This window comes from Dactylosporangium sp. NPDC005572 (assembly GCF_040605515.1).
GTDB lineage: Bacteria > Actinomycetota > Actinomycetes > Mycobacteriales > Micromonosporaceae > Dactylosporangium.
In genome coordinates, this window is sequence record NZ_JBEXCY010000096.1 from 26,059 (window position 1) to 41,554 (window position 15,496).

Sequence of the window (15,496 nt, forward strand, 5' to 3'; positions counted from 1 at the left end):
GCCACGGCGCGGCCCGGGACGCGGTGCGGCCCGGGCCGTGCCATGTTCACGCGACCGGCATGTCCCTGCGGCGCAGGCCCACGAGCCCGGCCGCGCCCAACGCGACCGCGACCACGGTGAGCCACAGCATCGGCGTCGCGGTGAACGCGGAGCCGGGCAGCTTCGGCACGTGCGCGAACGGGGCGATGTCGACGATCCACTGGCTCAGCCCGAACAGCGCGCCGAGCTCGACGAGCAGGACGGACAGGATGAGCGCGGCCCAGGCCAGCGTGCTGAGCCGCGGTGCCAGGCCGATCAGCGCGACACCGAACCCGGCCAGGACCCAGGTGGCCGGCAGCTGCACCATTGCGGCGCCGAACACCCGCCCGACCTGCCCGCCGACGTCGTGGACCTGCGCGCCGTAGGCGAGACCGCCGGCGAGGCCCGAGACGGCCAGCAGCAGCGCCGTGCCCAGCAGCGCGAACACCAGATGGCTGGCCGCCCACTGCAGCCGGCTGACCCGCGTGGCCAGCAGCGCCTCGACCCGTCCGCTGCTCTCCTCCTGGCGCAGCCGCAGGGTCACCTGCACCGTGTAGGCGGCGGCGACCATGCCGATGATCCCGAAGATCGCGGCGAGGAACGCGTCGGTGAGGCCGTTGCGCCCGCCCATTCGGTTCAGGATGTCGGTCAGCTGCTGGTTCGGCGACTCCAGGTCACCGATGCCGGCGGCGGCGCCACCCAGGACGGCTCCGCTCAGCGCCAGCCCGATGGTCCAGCCGAGGAGCAGGCCGCGCTGCAGCCGCCAGGCCAGCGCGAGCGGCGTGCGCAGGCCCGGGGATGCCTCGGCCGGCCCGAGCCGCTCCGCCAGCAGGCCGGCGCCCACGTCGCGGCGAGCTTCGAGCACGTACCCGACCGCGATGAAGACGGCCGCGAACCCGACGAACAGCAGGGCCACCCACCACCGTTCCCCGGCGTACGGCCGCATGTGCAGCCCCCAGCCGGTCGGCGACAGCCAGCTCAGCCAGGTCGGCCCGCTGTCGCCGACGGCGCGCAGCAGGTAGGTGCCGCCGAGGACGGCGGCGGCGATGCCGTTCGCCGCCCGGGCGCTCTGGGTCAGCTGCGCGGCTGCGGCCGCGATCGCCGCGAACAGGATCCCGACCAGGCCGGTCGCGAGCCCGAGCGCCGCCGAGCCGGCGGCCGGCAGCCCGGTCGCCATCAGCCCGAGCGCGACCAGCACGGCGATGGCCAGGTTGGCCAGCACGGCGGTCAGCAGCGCGGCGGTGAGCGGCGCGTGGCGGCCGATCACCGTGGCGCGCAGGAGCTCGAGCCGGCCGGTCTCCTCCTCGGTCCGGGTGTGCCGCACGACCGTCAGCAGGCTCATCAGGGCGACCAGGATGAACTCGGTGACCCCGATCTTCCACGTGGTGAGCCCGCCGATCGACACGCCGAAGAGCGGGCCGCTCAGCGCGACGAGCGACGGGTTGCTGAGTACGCCGCTCACCGCCTCCAGGTCCTGCTGGGTCGGGTAGAGCTTGAGGTAGTTGGCCGCCGTCCCCATCGGCATGACCGCGAGCCCGACCACCCAGACGGTCAGCCGGACCCGGTCGAGTCGCAGCGCCAGCCGCGTCAGGGCGCGGGTGCCGGTCAGCGAGTTCACTGGGCCACCTCGCTGCGCGGTTCCGCGCCGGCCGTCCGGTCGTAGTGGCGCAGGAACAGCTCTTCCAGGGTCGGCGGCTGGCTGGTCAGGCTCCGGATGCCGACCGCGGTGAGCTGCCGCAGCACCGCGTCGAGGGCGGTGGTGTCGACGTCGAAGCGCACGGTGCCGTTGTGGCTCTGCAGGTCGTGCACGCCGGGCAGGCTCGCCAGGCCGTCCACCGGTCCGGCCAGGTCGACCTGGATCGAGGTGCGGGTCAGGTGCCGCATGCCGGCGAGCGTGCCGGTCTCGACCGCCCGGCCGTCGCGGATGATGGTGACCCGGTCGCAGAGCGCCTCGACCTCGGCGAGGATGTGGCTGGACAGCAGGACGGTGCGTCCGGCGCGCCGTTGCTCCTCGAGGACCACCTGGCGGAAGACCTCCTCCATGAGGGGGTCGAGGCCCGAGGTGGGCTCGTCGAGCAGCAGCAGCTCGACGTCGGAGGCGAGGGCGGCGATGAGGGCGACCTTCTGCCGGTTGCCCTTCGAGTAGGTGCGGGCCTTCTTGCGCGGGTCGAGGTCGAAGCGTTCCAGCAGCTCGGCGCGGCGCTTGGTGTCGAGACCGCCGCGGAGCCGGCCGAGCAGGTCGATGACCTCGCCGCCGGTCAGGTTGGGCCAGAGCGTGACGTCGCCGGGCACGTAGGCGAGGCGGCGGTGCAGCTGCGCGGCGTCGCGCCAGGGGTCGCCGCCGAGCAGCGTGACGGCGCCGGCGTCGGCGTGGAGCAGCCCGAGCAGGATGCGGATGGTGGTGGACTTCCCCGCGCCGTTGGGCCCGAGGAAGCCGTGCACCTCCCCGGTCTGCACGGCGAGATCGAGCCCGTCGAGGGCGCGGGTCCGTCCGAATGTTTTGACCAGCGCGTCTGTGCGGATCGCATCGGTCATGATCCTCATGCTCCTTCAGCCGCGGGGTCGTCCCCGGCGGCGGTGGGCGGAATGGATGACCGCAGCGCGTCCATCGCGCGGCGGGCCTTGGTGACCAACTCGGGATCGAGGAGGGGGTGGGAGTAGAAGTCGGCCAGCGCGCCGGCCATGCGGAGGTGGCCCTCGGCGGTGAAGACGTCGACGCCGAGCGCGCGGGACACGTGGTTGTGCATCGCGAGCATCCCGGACTGCATGCCGACCATCACCGCCGCGTAGGCCCGGTGGTCCTCGCTGACGTCCGGCGCGTTCTTGGCGATCCACTGCTCAGTGAGCGCCACCATGTCGTCGAACATCGACGCGGCGCTGCGCGAGCCGTCGAGCAGTGCCTGGGTGACGTACTTGTAGTACAACAGGATCGTCGGATGGATCGACGGCAGGGCGGCCGGGTTGGCCAGCTTGCCGTCGAAGACGAGCTCCTGCTTGATCTCGATCATCCGATCGAGCACGTAGGTGTCGCACTCCTCCCGCAACGCCTCCTTCGACCCGAAGTGGTGGCGGAGCAGGCCGGGCGACACGCCGGCGGCCTGCGTGATGTCGCGCACCGTCGTGCCGTCCATGCCGCGCTCGGCGAACAGGCGGATAGCGGCATCCCTGATCCGCGCCCGAGCCGTCAGGTCCTCGAACGATGGATCGCCAACCGGGCGCGTCATGTGCCCACCTCCCTTGTACAGACGTATCGCAGACTACCCGTCCCTACAGCGGACTATACGCCGGTATAGTACGACCGCCACCCTGTGACGCTCCTCGCACGGCAAGCCCATACGAAATCTCTACGCCGGCAGCGCGCAGGACCGCGGCGCGGGCGCGGTCAGGTGGTCGCGTGCCCGGTGAGCGCTGCGACGAGGTCGGCGGTGTCCGGCACGCCGGCCAGGCCGTGTGACGTGGGGTAGACCCGGCAGGCGAGGGCGCCGGTCGCCGCCGTGGTGTCGAACAGGTCGACGCCGTAGACGGTGAACGTCGGCGACCCGGCGAACCCGACGGCGGCGGCGTCGGCTTCGGACTCGACCGCGATCAGCAGCACCTCGGCGTCGGCGTGTCCGGTGTCGGTGAGGGCCTGCCGCAGTCGCTGCTCGGCCAGCTGCCAGTTGGGGCAGTCCGCGAAGTACCAGAGCGTCACCTGCATGGCGCCATCGTGCACCCGGGCCGCCCCGGTCCCGCCATTCACGGACCCGGATGCCGATCACGGTCGCCGTCAGCGGGTCCTCGACGCCGGCGCCGCGGTGAGCGGGGGACGTGCACTCGTGTGACGTTGAGCAGCCATGCTCCGGCTGCGGCAGCGCCGAAGATGACGACGACCGCGAGCAGACCGAGGAGCGCATGTGCCAGGTCCACGATGATCACGTCCAGTGCGGGATGAGTGCGGGATGACCCTCCCGCGGTGGCAGCGCGTCGCTCCCAGGTCAGCGCACGGACCGGGCCGGGACAAGGGGTCTTGACACTATCCATACGCCCACCGCTTCGGCGCAGCGTCTCGGGTTCGTCATCCCGGCCCGCAGTCCCTGCTGCGCGGCGACCGCCTGCTGCGGTGCCGTCCGGGAATGCCGGGGCCGAGGCTGCGTAACACGCTTTCGCCGAGGGGGACCTGCGCCGGCCGCTGCGAGCCGGCCATGGGCTCGCGCGTCGGTGCGGATGTCTCCTCGATGTGCAGGCGGTCGGCGCCGTCGAGCCGGTAGCCGATGCCGTGCACGGTGGTGATCGTGGGGCCGCGGCCGGCCAGCTTCAACCGCAGCCGGCGGACATGGGCGTCGACGGTGCGGCCGCTGGTCCGGGTGTCGTCCTCCCAGACCTGCAGGAGGAGTTGGCCGCGGGTGAACACCCGGCGCCGGTTGCGCGCGAGGAACAGCAGCAGGTCGTACTCGCGGCGGGTGAGCGCGAGCGGCTGCCCGGCGAGGTACGCGGTCCGCTGCTGCGGGCGCAGGACGAGTTCCGGCGGCATGGACGTCACCGAACTGATCGACGACGGCAGTTGTTCGGTGAGCTTGCGGACCGTGTCCAGGTGGTGCGGGTCGGCGTGGATCACGATGACGACCTCGAGTACGGACACCGGCGCGCCGTCCGGCCGGGCGCGGTCGGTGCGGCTGAGCGGGTGGTGCGGGACGGCCATGGCCGGGGACGACATGCCAGAACTCCTACGGTGCGGCAGGACCGCACACGTGCATGGCCGGTCCTTCCGCCAGTCAACGCAACGCGCGTACCCGCGGCAAGCCCAGCGCCCGTCAAATCCCCGTATGTTTCACGGACGCTGTCGCACGGGTCAGAGCCAGCCGGATCTGCGCAGGTACCGGTACAGCAGCGCGGAGGTGACGAGCATGACGATGAGCAGGCCGGGGTAGCCGTAGCGCCATTCCAGCTCGGGCATGAACTTGAAGTTCATGCCGTAGATGCCGGCGAACGCGGTCTGCAGCGCGGCGATCGCGGCCCATGAGGCGATCTTGCGCATGTCGTTGTTCTGGTCGACGGTGACCTGGGCGAGGCGGGCCTGCAGCATCGAGTTCAGCAGGTCGTCGAAGCCGCCGATGCGGTCGGCGACGCGGGTGTTGTGGTCGGCCACGTCGCGGAAGTACCGGCGGACCTCCTTGGTGAGCTTGACGGTGCGCCCGTCGAGGATGGTCGCGAGGGGCTGCTGCAGCGGCAGCACGGCGCCGCGGAACTCGACGAGCTCGCGCTTGAGCTGGTAGATCTGGCCGACGCTGGCGCCGGCCTCCCGGGCCAGGACCTGGGTCTCGACGATGTCCAGGTCGCGTTGGAAGGCCGCGGCGATCTGCAGGTAGACGTCGACGATCCGGTCGCAGACGGCGTGGACGACCGCCCACGGTCCCTGAGCGAGGAGCGCCTGGTGCGCCTCCAGGTCGGCGCGCACGGCGCGCAGCCCGCCGATCGCGCCGTGGCGCACGGTGACCACGAACCGTTCGCCGACGAACAGCCGGACGGAGCCGGTCGCGACCACCTCACTGGTGTCGGTGACCTCGGTGTGCTCGATGTAGCTGGCGGCCCGTACGGCCAGGAACGCGGTGTCCTCGTAGCGTTCGAGCTTCGGCCGCTGGTCGTCGGACAGGGCGTCCTCGACGGCGAGCGGGTGCAGATCGAACACCTCGGCGACCCCGGCCATGTCCGCCTCGGTGGGATCGTGCAGGCCGATCCACACGAACGCCTCCGGCGTGGCCTTGGCCTCCGCGAACAGTTCGGCGACGCCGCGCCCGCCCGCCTGGCGGACACCGCCGACGTAGAGGGCGCAGTCCACGACGGCGTCGCCGTCGCGCCGCGGTTCGGCCGGTGGCGGACTCGCCGCCGGCGGCGACCCGCCGGGTAGCGGAAGACGCCAACCCCACCGCTGCGCCATATGCCAGTACCACCTCTCAGTCATGACGGCAGGTCCGAACTCCGCGCGCATCGCGATGCGCGGCCTTCAGCCCATCGGGTTGCCGCCGCCGGAAGCCGGGTTCACGGTGATGAGCACGATGATCAGCACGATCCACGCCGCCAGCACCAGCAGCAGGATCAGCGGCAGGTGCCGCCGCACCGGGCCTGTGCGCCGCTTCGCCATCCGTCCTCCCTCCACCGTCCCGACCGATCTTGCCACCGGGTGGCACGGCAGCAGTGTCCTACACCGGTGCCACCACCCGCACGCACGCCACGAGCCACGTGACGGTCAGAGCTCCAGCCGGTAGCCGACTCCCGGCTCGGTGATGATGTGCCGCGGCCGGGCCGGGCCGACCTCCGGCTCGGCGGCCAGGTCCAGCGTGGACGCGGACGCGCTGACGGCTGGCGTCTGCCGGGGCGGCGGGGCCCGGCGCAGCGCGGCCCGCATCCGGGCCGGCAGCCCGTCCGTGCCGAACGGCGTGGTGACGTGGTCGTCGGCGCCGGCGTCGCGCAGCACCCCACAACGGCCTCGCGGCGTCCGACGTCTCGTCCAGCAGCGCCGCCGCACCCAGGTCCGTCGTCACCGTCAGCGGCGGGGAACGGCGGGACACCGACGTTGTGCGCATGCTTCGACGTTCGCACCGACGGGTCCGCCCGCCAACCGGGCCATACGAAATCTCTACGGGATTCTGGTGTGCGGCCGCTTGAGCCGGATGGCACCGTCGTTCTGGTGAGCGGATCCGAATCCGTCCACGGCAGTCGCGCCGATCACACGGCACGGTCGAGGGGGAGTTCGATCCGCAGGTGGGTGCCGTGACCGGCTGGGCTTCTGATCATGATCGTTCCACCCAGCGCATCGACCCGGTCCGTCAAGCCGGCGAGGCCCGAGCCGCGCGCGGGGTCGGCGCCGCCGACGCCGTCGTCGTCGACGCGCAGGTGCAGCCGGCCGTCCAGGACCGCCGTCCTGATGCGCACACGCGCGGCGCGGGCGTGCTTGGCGGCGTTCGCCAGCGCCTCGGCCACGAGATAGTAGACCGTGACCTCGACCGGCTCGGGCAATCGGGCATCGAGGTTCGCATCGAGCTCGACCGGAACGGGGGAGCGGCGGACGAGCCCTTTCAGCGCGGGCCACAGGCCGACGTCGGACAGGATCGCCGGGTGGGTACCGCGGGCGATCGCCCGCAGGTCGTCCAGCACGCCGGTCAGCCCGTGGGTCACGGCGGACACCCGCTGACGCAGTCCGGGCATCGCGGACGGGATGCCCGTCACGGCGTCGGCCAGCTCGATGGCGAGCGCGATGAGATGCTGCTGGATGCCGTCGTGCAGGTCGCGCTCGAGCTGCTGCCGGGCCCGGTCGGCGGCGCGCACCGCCCGCGCGCGGGAGGCTGCCAGCTCGGCGCGGGCCTGGGCGTTGGCGATGGCGGCGGCGACCAGGTCGGTGGCGTCCGCGAGCCGCGCTTCGGCGTCCGGGACCGGCGGCCCGTCCCGTGCGATCGAGACCGTCGTGACGCCCCAGACGCGTCCCTCGACCAGGATCGGGGCGCCGACCACCGAGCGGATGCCCAGGTCGCGCAGGAGCGCGGCGATCTGGCCGGGAGCGTCCGCGTGGCTGTCCACCCGAGCGGAGTGCCCGCTGTACGAGACCAGCGCCGCCACGCCGCGCCCCGCCGGCGACATGTCGACGCCGCCCGGCGCGCGCCAGACTGCAACCACGGTCGCGGTACCGCCGGGCTCGTTACGAACGATGGTCGCCCCGTCGCCGCCGATCAGCTGCCCCAGTTCGGTCGCGATCACGTCGAAGAGCTCGGCTTGGGGGGCGCCGCGCGCGACCCGCGCGGCGATGCGATGCAACGCGGCGCGTGCCTCGGCGAACCGGGCGAGTTCGTCGATGCTCCACTTCGGCGACGGTGCCATGCGCGGGCCCGGAGACTCAGGCGGCCACGAGCTCGCGAAGCCGGTTCGGCCGGACGCGGCCGGCCGGCAGCGTCCGCTCGACCGCTGCGTCCGGCACGAAGCTCCCGCGGCCGAGATCCGTGCGGCGAGCGACGTGGCTGCGCAGCAGGTCGCCGGTGGCGATGTGCCGAATGCCGGAGTGGGCGGCGATCCGCGAGCCCTGGGTTCCCTGTCCGGCTCCGGGTGGCGCGATCATCAGCAGCGGCATGGTCAGCTCCTCGCATCATTCGTGGTGGGTACCACTGAATGCTGCTGCGCCGACCGTGACCCGGGCATGGGCCAGATGACCCTGTTCGGGTACCGATGCCTGCATCGTCGGGCACGGGGTCGTCCGACCCTTGTTCACCCCGGCAACGGGGAATGACCGTCGTCTTCGTCGGGTGCGACCGACTCCAGCGCGTCGCGCAGGGCCGCGCGTGAGGTGATGCCGAGTTTCGGGAAGATCCGGTGGAGGTGGCCGCTCACCGTGCGGTGGGACAGGAACAGCTGCTGGCCGATCTGCTTGTTGGTCATGCCCGTGGCGGCCAGGGTGGCGATCTGCCGTTCCTGCGTGGTCAGTGCGGCAGCGGGGGTGCCGGCGGTGGCGACGCCGGTGGCGCGCAGTTCGTTGCGGGCACGCTCGGCCCACGGCCGCGCGCCGAGCCGGTCGAAGGTCTCCAGGGCAACGGTCAGGTGCCGGCGCGCCGGGGTGGTGGCGCGGGTGCGGCGCAGCCATTGCCCGTAGGCGAGCTGGATGCGGGCCTGTTCGAACGGCCACCGGTCGGCCTCGGGCAGCGACAGCGCCGTGTCGAACAACGGGCCGGCGTGGTCGTCATCGGCGGCCAACGCGGCGGCGCCGGCGGTGATGAGGGCGATGCGGGGAGAGATGCAGGCGATACCGGCCTGCCGGGCGGCGGTGACGTGGGCGCGTGCCTCATCGGTGCGTCCGGTGCGCACGGCGGCCTCGACCAGGTCCATGACCGTCCACGATCCCCACGGACCGCGGAAGCCGGAGACAACCGTGCCGGGCGGGTTGATCCGGGTCGCGTAGAGGTAGGCGTCCTCGTAGTCGCCGCGGCCCAGCGCCGCGACGGCGCGCGCCCGCCAGACCATCGCCTGCGGCAGCCCGACGCCGTGCGGCGCCGCCCAGCCGGTGATGTCGTCGCTGAGGGTCTGGACGAGGTCCGTGTTGCCCCGGGCGGCCCCGATGTACGCCAGCTGGCAACGAAGATGGCGCTGCAGCATGTGCTGGCCGTGGACACCGGCCAGGTCCAGTCCCCGCTCCGCCAGCGTTGCGGCCTCGGCCCACCGGCCGTGGTGCGCGGCGTCGGCGCTGAGCACGAGCAACGCGCCGATGACGACGCCGCTCGCGCCGCCGGCCCGTTCGCGTTCGATGACCTGCCAGCACAGATGCCGATGGTCGGACAGTGCGTCGACCTGCAGCGCCGCATACGCCAGCGGGAGGAGCTGCCAGGAACCAGCGTCGGCGGGCAGGGCGTCGAAGGCGCGGGCGAGGTCCCCGCGCAGGGTGCCGCAGACGCGTACCGGGTCGGTCAATGCGTTGTAGCACAGCCTCAGCGCCGACGCCTCACGCCGGTCGAACCGGTCCAGCGCGCCGCCGAACAGTTCCCACAGCTGGTCCCGGGCGGCGTAGATGCAGACGAACAGCAGGACGTACAGCAGGTCCTCGACGCCGTCGCCGTCCGAGTCGACGCTGTCCTCGAGTGCCTGGGCCAGCAGGCGCTGTGCGGCATTGACGTCGCCGACGCCCTGCGCGAGGTAGCCCGCCGTGGCGGCCGCGAAGACCGATCGGGCCGGAGCGTCTCGAGCGCGCTCGGCGCCGTCGGTGTGCCGGGCGTCCGCCAGCAGCCGGTTCACTTCGTCCAGCGGACTGCTGAGCCTGGCCACGAAGGCGGCTCGAGCCAGCCGCCGGGAGCGGTCGGCCGGATCCGGACTCAGTTCGCCGGCGCGCACCAGCGCGGTCACCGCGGCGCGCCCGTGACCGCGGTGGTACGCGGACCGGGCCGCTTCCTCCAGCGCCCGGGCCACCGGTTCGTCCGGGCCCGTCGCCGCCTCGGCCAGATGCCGCCACCGACGCTCCGGAAGGCCGGTCTGGGCGGCAGCCAGGGCCTGGTGCGCCGAGCGCAGCTCCGCGGCCGATGAGCACTGCGCCACCGCCGAGGCGATGAGCGGGTGGCGCAACGCGATACGGCCGCCGGCGGCGTCCACGCGGACGAGGCCGGCGCGCTGCGCGACGTCCACGTCGTCGATCTCCGCCGGGTTGCCCGCGGCCGCCCGGATCGTGGACAGGTCGGCGTCGGATTCCAGGGTGGCCAGCAACAGCAGGTTCCGGGTCGAGCTGGGCAGGTCCCGGACCGTCCCGGCGAAGGTCGCCTCCAACCGTCCGGACAGCGGCAGGAACGCGGGCAGCGGGTCCTGGCCGCGGCGCTGCCCATCGGTCAGCGTCCCGGGAAGCTCCAGCAGGGCGAGCGGGTTGCCGGCGGCGTCGTCGAGCAGCCGCTGCCGGGCCGCCGGGGCGAGCCCGGGCCAGCAGGCGTCCAGCAGTGCGGCCGCCGGTTGCTCGGCCAGCGGGCCGATCTCGCGCTCGGACAGGCCGACCCGGTCGAACAGGCCGGGCACGCCGGCCCGTACCGCCGCCAGGAACCTGATCGGCTCGTGGTCGATCCGGCGGGCGGCGAACCCCAGCACGGTCGCGCTGGCGCGATCGATCCACGGCACGTCATCGACGATCACCAGCAGTGGGCGTTCGGCCGCCACCCTTCCGAGCAGGGCGAGCACCGCTGCGATGACCGGCGGATCCCGGGCCGGTCCGGGCGCGAGGTCGAAGACCTGGGCCAGGGCGTCGTGGTGGTGGGCGGCGAGGCGCTCGGCACGATCTCTTACCGGATAGAGCAGTTCGTGCAGCGCGGAGAAGCCGATCTCGGACTCGAACTCAACGCCGCGCACCCGCAGTACCCGCATCCCACCCGTGTCCGCGCGGGCCGCGGCCGCGTCCAGCAGCGCAGTCTTGCCCACCCCGGGATCGCCGCGGAACAGCACACCACGGCCGGCAGGCGCGTGCCGGGCAATCAGTGCCTCGATCAACGCCAGTTCGTCCGCGCGCCCCACCAACATGGTCACCGCGCCGTGATCCCCACGTTGTGCCACTTGGCGCCCTGCACAGCCGCCGGCGCCCCTGACAGTTCATCCTAGATCGCCGGACCTTCGTCAGCGCGTGATCGGGTGCGCATCCAGCGCTGGCCCCGGCCGAGCAGCGCGCCGAGCGCCACCGGGACGGCAGCGGTGAGCAAGCCTGGAGCCACGCCCCCGGCGAACGGGACCAGCGCCACGGCCAGCACGACGGCGAGCGCGCTCAGCGCCAGGGCGGTCCACCGGTGTGCGACGAGCGTGGTGCAGCACCCGGCGGTCACCGCCATGGCGACAACCCGCGCCGGGCTGTTCTCGGCGGGCACGAACGAGGCGGCCAGCACCGCGGCGGTGAGCAGCGCGAAACAGCCGCCGAACGCGTGCGGATACGACCCGGAGAAGGACATGGGATCCATCGCAGCCCGGCATCGCGGGTCGCAACAGGGGGCTTGACGATTCTCCGACGCGCAACCGCGGGTTCTTGACGGCGCCGGCACCGACCCGGGCCGTGACCGCCCTCGGCCGGCGGCTGCCGCTGCCGGCCCGGGTCCACGCCCCGCGCGAGCGGGACCCCACACCTGCTCGACGGTAGACGGCCCATGGGGCCGGCAGCGTAGGGAAAGCGTCAAGAAACGCAATGCCCGCGTAGGGATTTCGTCAACGCATCTGGGCAGCGATGCCGGCCTGGATTTCACTGGCTGCGGACCCCGGGACGGAGGCCCGTAGCCGAGTGTCGAGGCGGTTGTTGCGAGATGAAGAGGACCTGGTGGCTGGTCCGGCCGCGGTTCGCCGCGCCGACCGGCCTCACCCTCGCGGCCGGAGCGGCCGGCGTGGTGGTCGTCGCGGTGCTGTGCGCCGCCATGACCGCACCGTCGGCGGCGCTCGTCCGCCTCGTCGCGCTGGCGCTGTGGAGCGCCGCGGTCGGCGCGGTCGGCGACCTCGTCGCCGCGGCCGCCACCGCAGCGATCGCCTGGACGGTGCTCAACGGGTTCCTGGTGAACCAGCTGGGCGAGCTGACCTGGCACGGGCCGGCCGACGCGGTGCGGCTCGGCGTGCTCCTCGGCGCCGCCGCCGTGAGCTGGCTGGCCGTCCTGACCCGCCGCGTGCTCCGGCATCGCCTGGACATCGTCCGGATGCGCAGCTGGCTCTCCGGCGACGTACTCGCGTCGTCGGTCCCCCCACTCAAGTCGGTTCCCCCGTACAAGGAGGCAAGCCCCAGTGGCTGATGTGGTGTTCGTACTGCTGACGATCGCGTTGTTCGCGATCCTCGGCCTGGCGGTACGGGCGGTGGAGAAACTGTGAACGCCGAGAACCTCGTCGGCCTCGTCCTCGCGATCGCCCTCACCGCGTTCCTTGTTGCTGCCCTACTCTTCCCGGAGCGGTTCTGATGAGCCCGACAACGGCGGGCGTGTTGTTCATCGCCTCGCTGGTCCTCGCCCTGGTGGTCGTGTACCGCCCGTTCGGCGACTACATGTTCCGCGCGATCACGTCGACCCGGCACATGAGGGCCGAGCGTGTGGTCTACAAGGCGGTCGGGGTGAACCCGGACGGCGAGCAGTCGTGGGGTGTGTATGCCCGTAGCGTGCTGGCGTTCTCCGCGGTGTCGATCCTGTTCCTGTACCTGTTCCAGCGCGTCCAGAACCATCTGTGGCTGAGTCTCGGGTTCGACCCGGTGAAGCCCGACCAGGCGTGGAACACGGCGGTCAGTTTCGTGACGAACACGAACTGGCAGTCGTACTCCGGCGAGTCGACGATGGGCCACCTGGTCCAGATGGCCGGCCTCGCCGTGCAGAACTTCACCTCGGCGGCCGTCGGTGTCGCCGTCGTGGTGGCGCTGGTGCGCGGGTTCGCCCGGAGCAAGACCGACCAGCTGGGCAACTTCTGGGTCGATCTGGTGCGGATCTGCCTGCGAATCCTGCTGCCCGTCGCGATGATCGGCGCGACGCTGCTGATCATCGGCGGCGTGGTGCAGAACCTGAGCGCGGGCACGGACGTGACGACGCTGACGGGTGGGGCGCAGACCATCACCGGCGGGCCGGTGGCCAGCCAGGAGGTCATCAAGGAACTCGGTACGAACGGTGGTGGTTTCTACAACGCCAACAGTGCGCACCCGTTTGAGAACCCGACGAGCTGGACGAACTGGATTCAGCTGTTCCTGATCCTGCTGATTCCGTTCAGCCTCCCGCGCGTGTTCGGCCGCATGGTCGGTGACCGGCGGCAGGGCCTGGCGATCGCCGGCATCATGGCGATCCTGGCGATCGGCAGTGTCATCGCGATCAACGCGCTGCAGCTGCACGCGGGTGGGACGGTCCCGTCGGCGGTGGGTGCGGCGACGGAGGGCACGGAGGCCAGGTTCGGTGTGTCGAACTCGGCGACGTTCGGCGCGGTCACGACGCTGACGTCGACGGGTGCGGTGAACTCGTTCCACGACTCGTACACGGCGCTCGGTGGCATGGTCACGATGCTGAACATGATGCTGGGTGAGGTGGCCCCCGGCGGCACCGGATCCGGGTTGTACGGGATGTTGATCCTGGCGGTGATCACGGTGTTCGTGGCCGGGTTGATGGTGGGGCGGACGCCGGAGTACCTGGGGAAGAAGATCGGGGCGCGGGAGATCAAGTTCGCGTCGCTGTATCTGCTGACGACCCCGGCGCTCGTGCTGATCGGCACCGCGGTCGCGATGGCCTCGGAGAAGGCCCGCTCCTCGATGCTGAACACCGGCGCTCACGGTCTGTCCGAGGTGCTGTACGCGTTCACGTCGGCGTCGAACAACAACGGGTCGGCGTTCGCCGGGATCAGTGTGAACACCGAGTTCTACAACACCGCGCTCGGCCTGTGCATGCTGCTGGGCCGGTTCCTCCCGATCATCTTCGTGCTGGGCCTGGCCGGTTCCCTGGCCCGGCAGCAGCCGGTGCCCGAGACGACGGGCACGTTGAAGACCTACCAGCCCCTGTTCGTCGGCATGGTGGTCGGCGTCACGATCGTCGTCGTCGCGCTGACCTACCTGCCCGCGCTGGCCCTCGGCCCGCTCGCGGAAGGCATCCAATGACCACCCCAACCCTGCCCCGGCAAGACCTGTCTCAAGGAACCCCGATGACCAGCCCGACGCCGCGCAGGGTCGCCGGCGGACTCCTCGACCCGGCGCAGCTGTGGAAGTCCCTCCCGGACGCGCTGCGCAAGCTCAACCCGGCCACCCTGTGGCGTAACCCGGTCATGTTCATCGTCGAGGTCGGCTCGGTCTTCACGACGGTCCTCGCGGTGCTCCACCCGAGCGTGTTCGCGTGGGCGATCACCGTGTGGCTGTGGCTGACGGTCCTGTTCGCGAACCTGGCCGAGGCGGTCGCCGAGGGCCGGGGCAAGGCGCAGGCCGACACCCTGCGCAAGGCCAAGCAGGACACCATGGCCCGCCGCCTCGCCGGCGACGCCGAGGAACTGGTGCCGGCCACGCAGCTGCAGCAGGGCGACGTCGTGGTCGTCGAGGCCGGGCAGATCATCCCGGGCGACGGCGACGTCATCGAGGGCATCGCCTCCGTCGACGAGTCCGCGATCACCGGCGAGTCGGCCCCGGTCATCCGCGAGTCCGGCGGCGACCGCAGCGCGGTGACGGGCGGCACGAAGGTGCTCTCCGACCGCATCGTCGTCCGCATCACGCAGAAGCCGGGGGAGAGCTTCATCGACCGGATGATCGCCCTGGTCGAGGGCGCCAACCGGCAGAAGACGCCGAACGAGATCGCGCTGAACATCCTGCTGGCCAGCCTCACCATCATCTTCCTGCTGGCCGTGGCGACGCTGCAGCCCCTGGCGATCTTCTCCAAGGGGGTGCAGGCGTTCGCGCCCGACTCGGCGGCGCTCAACGGCGACGGTGTCACCGGCATCGTCCTGGTCAGCCTGCTGGTGTGTCTCATCCCGACGACGATCGGGGCGCTGCTGTCAGCGATCGGCATCGCCGGCATGGACCGCCTCGTCCAGCGCAACGTCCTGGCCATGTCCGGCCGGGCCGTGGAAGCCGCAGGCGACGTCAACACCCTGCTGCTCGACAAGACGGGCACCATCACGCTCGGCAACCGGCAGGCCGGCGACTTCGTCCCCGTCGAAGGGGTCGCTGTCGAGGACCTGGCCAGCGCCGCGCAACTGTCCAGCCTGGCGGACGAGACGCCCGAGGGCCGCAGCATCGTGGTCTTCGCTAAGGAGCGGTTCGGCCTGCGGGAGCGGGAGGTCGCCGGCGCGACCTGGGTGCCGTTCACCGCGCAGACCCGGATGTCCGGCGTCGACGTCCCCGGGCGGCAGGTCCGCAAGGGGGCCGCGACCGCGGTGATGCAGTGGGTCCGCCAGCACGGCGGCCGCCCGACGGAGGAGGTCGGCTCCATTGTGGACGCGATCTCCAGCTCCGGCGGCACCCCGCTGGTGGTTGCCGAGCTCGTCGAGGGGCAGCCGGCCCGGACGTTGGGTGTGGTGCATCTCAAGG

General features: G+C 72.0%; 16 protein-coding genes. 4 read left to right on the top strand and 12 right to left on the bottom strand.

Features of this window, described 5'->3' with window-relative positions; translation table 11 throughout:
* Positions 1-46: 46 nt before the first annotated feature.
* The 12 genes from ABZS66_RS34925 to ABZS66_RS34980 form a co-directional block, all read right to left on the bottom strand.
* A complete protein-coding gene (locus ABZS66_RS34925; protein WP_354765288.1) occupies positions 47-1,636 on the bottom strand; it encodes an ABC transporter permease in 1,590 nt (529 codons plus the stop codon).
* Positions 1,633-2,553, bottom strand: coding sequence for an ABC transporter ATP-binding protein (locus tag ABZS66_RS34930; protein WP_354765290.1), 921 nt, complete (start codon positions 2,551-2,553; stop codon positions 1,633-1,635). The genes ABZS66_RS34925 and ABZS66_RS34930 overlap by 4 nt, the downstream gene beginning before the upstream one ends.
* A gap of 5 nt (positions 2,554-2,558) precedes the next feature.
* Positions 2,559-3,242: a helix-turn-helix domain-containing protein gene (locus ABZS66_RS34935; RefSeq protein WP_354765292.1), complete on the bottom strand. Its 684-nt coding sequence runs from the start codon at positions 3,240-3,242 to the stop codon at positions 2,559-2,561.
* A 158-nt stretch (positions 3,243-3,400) separates the two neighbouring features.
* The gene (locus ABZS66_RS34940; RefSeq protein ID WP_354765294.1) at positions 3,401-3,715 is read right to left on the bottom strand and encodes a hypothetical protein; all 315 of its coding nucleotides are present in this window, start codon (positions 3,713-3,715) and stop codon (positions 3,401-3,403) included.
* A 357-nt stretch (positions 3,716-4,072) separates the two neighbouring features.
* On the bottom strand, positions 4,073-4,711 hold the full coding sequence (locus ABZS66_RS34945; protein ID WP_354765296.1) for a winged helix-turn-helix domain-containing protein: 639 nt from the start codon (positions 4,709-4,711) through the stop codon (positions 4,073-4,075).
* A gap of 135 nt (positions 4,712-4,846) precedes the next feature.
* Entirely contained in the window at positions 4,847-5,956 is a 1,110-nt protein-coding gene (corA, locus tag ABZS66_RS34950; protein WP_354765298.1) for a magnesium/cobalt transporter CorA, read from the bottom strand.
* A gap of 42 nt (positions 5,957-5,998) precedes the next feature.
* Positions 5,999-6,136, bottom strand: a complete 138-nt coding sequence (locus ABZS66_RS34955; protein ID WP_354765300.1) for a hypothetical protein — start codon at positions 6,134-6,136, stop codon at positions 5,999-6,001.
* A gap of 105 nt (positions 6,137-6,241) precedes the next feature.
* Entirely contained in the window at positions 6,242-6,469 is a 228-nt protein-coding gene (locus ABZS66_RS34960) for a hypothetical protein (RefSeq protein ID WP_354765302.1), read from the bottom strand.
* A 251-nt stretch (positions 6,470-6,720) separates the two neighbouring features.
* Positions 6,721-7,866 carry a GAF domain-containing protein gene (locus ABZS66_RS34965; protein WP_354765304.1) on the bottom strand — a complete coding sequence of 382 codons (1,146 nt, stop codon included), beginning with the start codon at positions 7,864-7,866 and terminating at the stop codon, positions 6,721-6,723.
* Between the two features lie 16 nt (positions 7,867-7,882).
* Positions 7,883-8,113 (bottom strand): nucleoside monophosphate kinase, encoded by a 231-nt coding sequence (locus ABZS66_RS34970; RefSeq protein ID WP_354765306.1) that lies wholly within the window; start codon positions 8,111-8,113, stop codon positions 7,883-7,885.
* Between the two features lie 134 nt (positions 8,114-8,247).
* Positions 8,248-11,019: a LuxR family transcriptional regulator gene (locus tag ABZS66_RS34975; RefSeq protein WP_354765322.1), complete on the bottom strand. Its 2,772-nt coding sequence runs from the start codon at positions 11,017-11,019 to the stop codon at positions 8,248-8,250.
* 74 nt (positions 11,020-11,093) lie between these two features.
* On the bottom strand, positions 11,094-11,438 hold the full coding sequence (locus ABZS66_RS34980) for a hypothetical protein (RefSeq protein ID WP_354765308.1): 345 nt from the start codon (positions 11,436-11,438) through the stop codon (positions 11,094-11,096).
* A gap of 345 nt (positions 11,439-11,783) precedes the next feature.
* Between ABZS66_RS34980 and ABZS66_RS34985 the strand changes: the two genes are divergently transcribed.
* From ABZS66_RS34985 to kdpB, 4 genes are all read left to right on the top strand, one after another.
* Positions 11,784-12,257, top strand: coding sequence for a hypothetical protein (locus ABZS66_RS34985; RefSeq protein ID WP_354765310.1), 474 nt, complete (start codon positions 11,784-11,786; stop codon positions 12,255-12,257).
* A 72-nt stretch (positions 12,258-12,329) separates the two neighbouring features.
* On the top strand, positions 12,330-12,419 hold the full coding sequence (gene kdpF / locus ABZS66_RS34990; protein ID WP_354765312.1) for a K(+)-transporting ATPase subunit F: 90 nt from the start codon (positions 12,330-12,332) through the stop codon (positions 12,417-12,419).
* The gene (kdpA, locus tag ABZS66_RS34995; protein WP_354765314.1) at positions 12,419-14,080 is read left to right on the top strand and encodes a potassium-transporting ATPase subunit KdpA; all 1,662 of its coding nucleotides are present in this window, start codon (positions 12,419-12,421) and stop codon (positions 14,078-14,080) included. The genes kdpF and kdpA overlap by 1 nt, the downstream gene beginning before the upstream one ends.
* Positions 14,081-14,124: 44 nt before the next feature.
* On the top strand, positions 14,125-15,496 hold a 1,372-nt coding region (gene kdpB, locus ABZS66_RS35000), incomplete at its 3' end, for a potassium-transporting ATPase subunit KdpB (protein ID WP_354765316.1).

Coding starts and splice junctions, on each gene's coding strand:
- ABZS66_RS34930 (WP_354765290.1), bottom strand. CDS start 2,553: ATGACCGATGCGATCCGCACAGACGCGCTGGTCAAAACATTCGGACGG.
- corA (WP_354765298.1), bottom strand. CDS start 5,956: ATGACTGAGAGGTGGTACTGGCATATGGCGCAGCGGTGGGGTTGGCGT.
- ABZS66_RS34985 (WP_354765310.1), top strand. CDS start 11,784: ATGAAGAGGACCTGGTGGCTGGTCCGGCCGCGGTTCGCCGCGCCGACC.
- ABZS66_RS34975 (WP_354765322.1), bottom strand. CDS start 11,019: ATGTTGGTGGGGCGCGCGGACGAACTGGCGTTGATCGAGGCACTGATT.
- kdpA (WP_354765314.1), top strand. CDS start 12,419: ATGAGCCCGACAACGGCGGGCGTGTTGTTCATCGCCTCGCTGGTCCTC.
- ABZS66_RS34955 (WP_354765300.1), bottom strand. CDS start 6,136: ATGGCGAAGCGGCGCACAGGCCCGGTGCGGCGGCACCTGCCGCTGATC.
- ABZS66_RS34940 (WP_354765294.1), bottom strand. CDS start 3,715: ATGCAGGTGACGCTCTGGTACTTCGCGGACTGCCCCAACTGGCAGCTG.
- ABZS66_RS34945 (WP_354765296.1), bottom strand. CDS start 4,711: ATGTCGTCCCCGGCCATGGCCGTCCCGCACCACCCGCTCAGCCGCACC.
- ABZS66_RS34970 (WP_354765306.1), bottom strand. CDS start 8,113: ATGCCGCTGCTGATGATCGCGCCACCCGGAGCCGGACAGGGAACCCAG.
- ABZS66_RS34965 (WP_354765304.1), bottom strand. CDS start 7,866: ATGGCACCGTCGCCGAAGTGGAGCATCGACGAACTCGCCCGGTTCGCC.
- ABZS66_RS34980 (WP_354765308.1), bottom strand. CDS start 11,438: ATGTCCTTCTCCGGGTCGTATCCGCACGCGTTCGGCGGCTGTTTCGCG.
- ABZS66_RS34935 (WP_354765292.1), bottom strand. CDS start 3,242: ATGACGCGCCCGGTTGGCGATCCATCGTTCGAGGACCTGACGGCTCGG.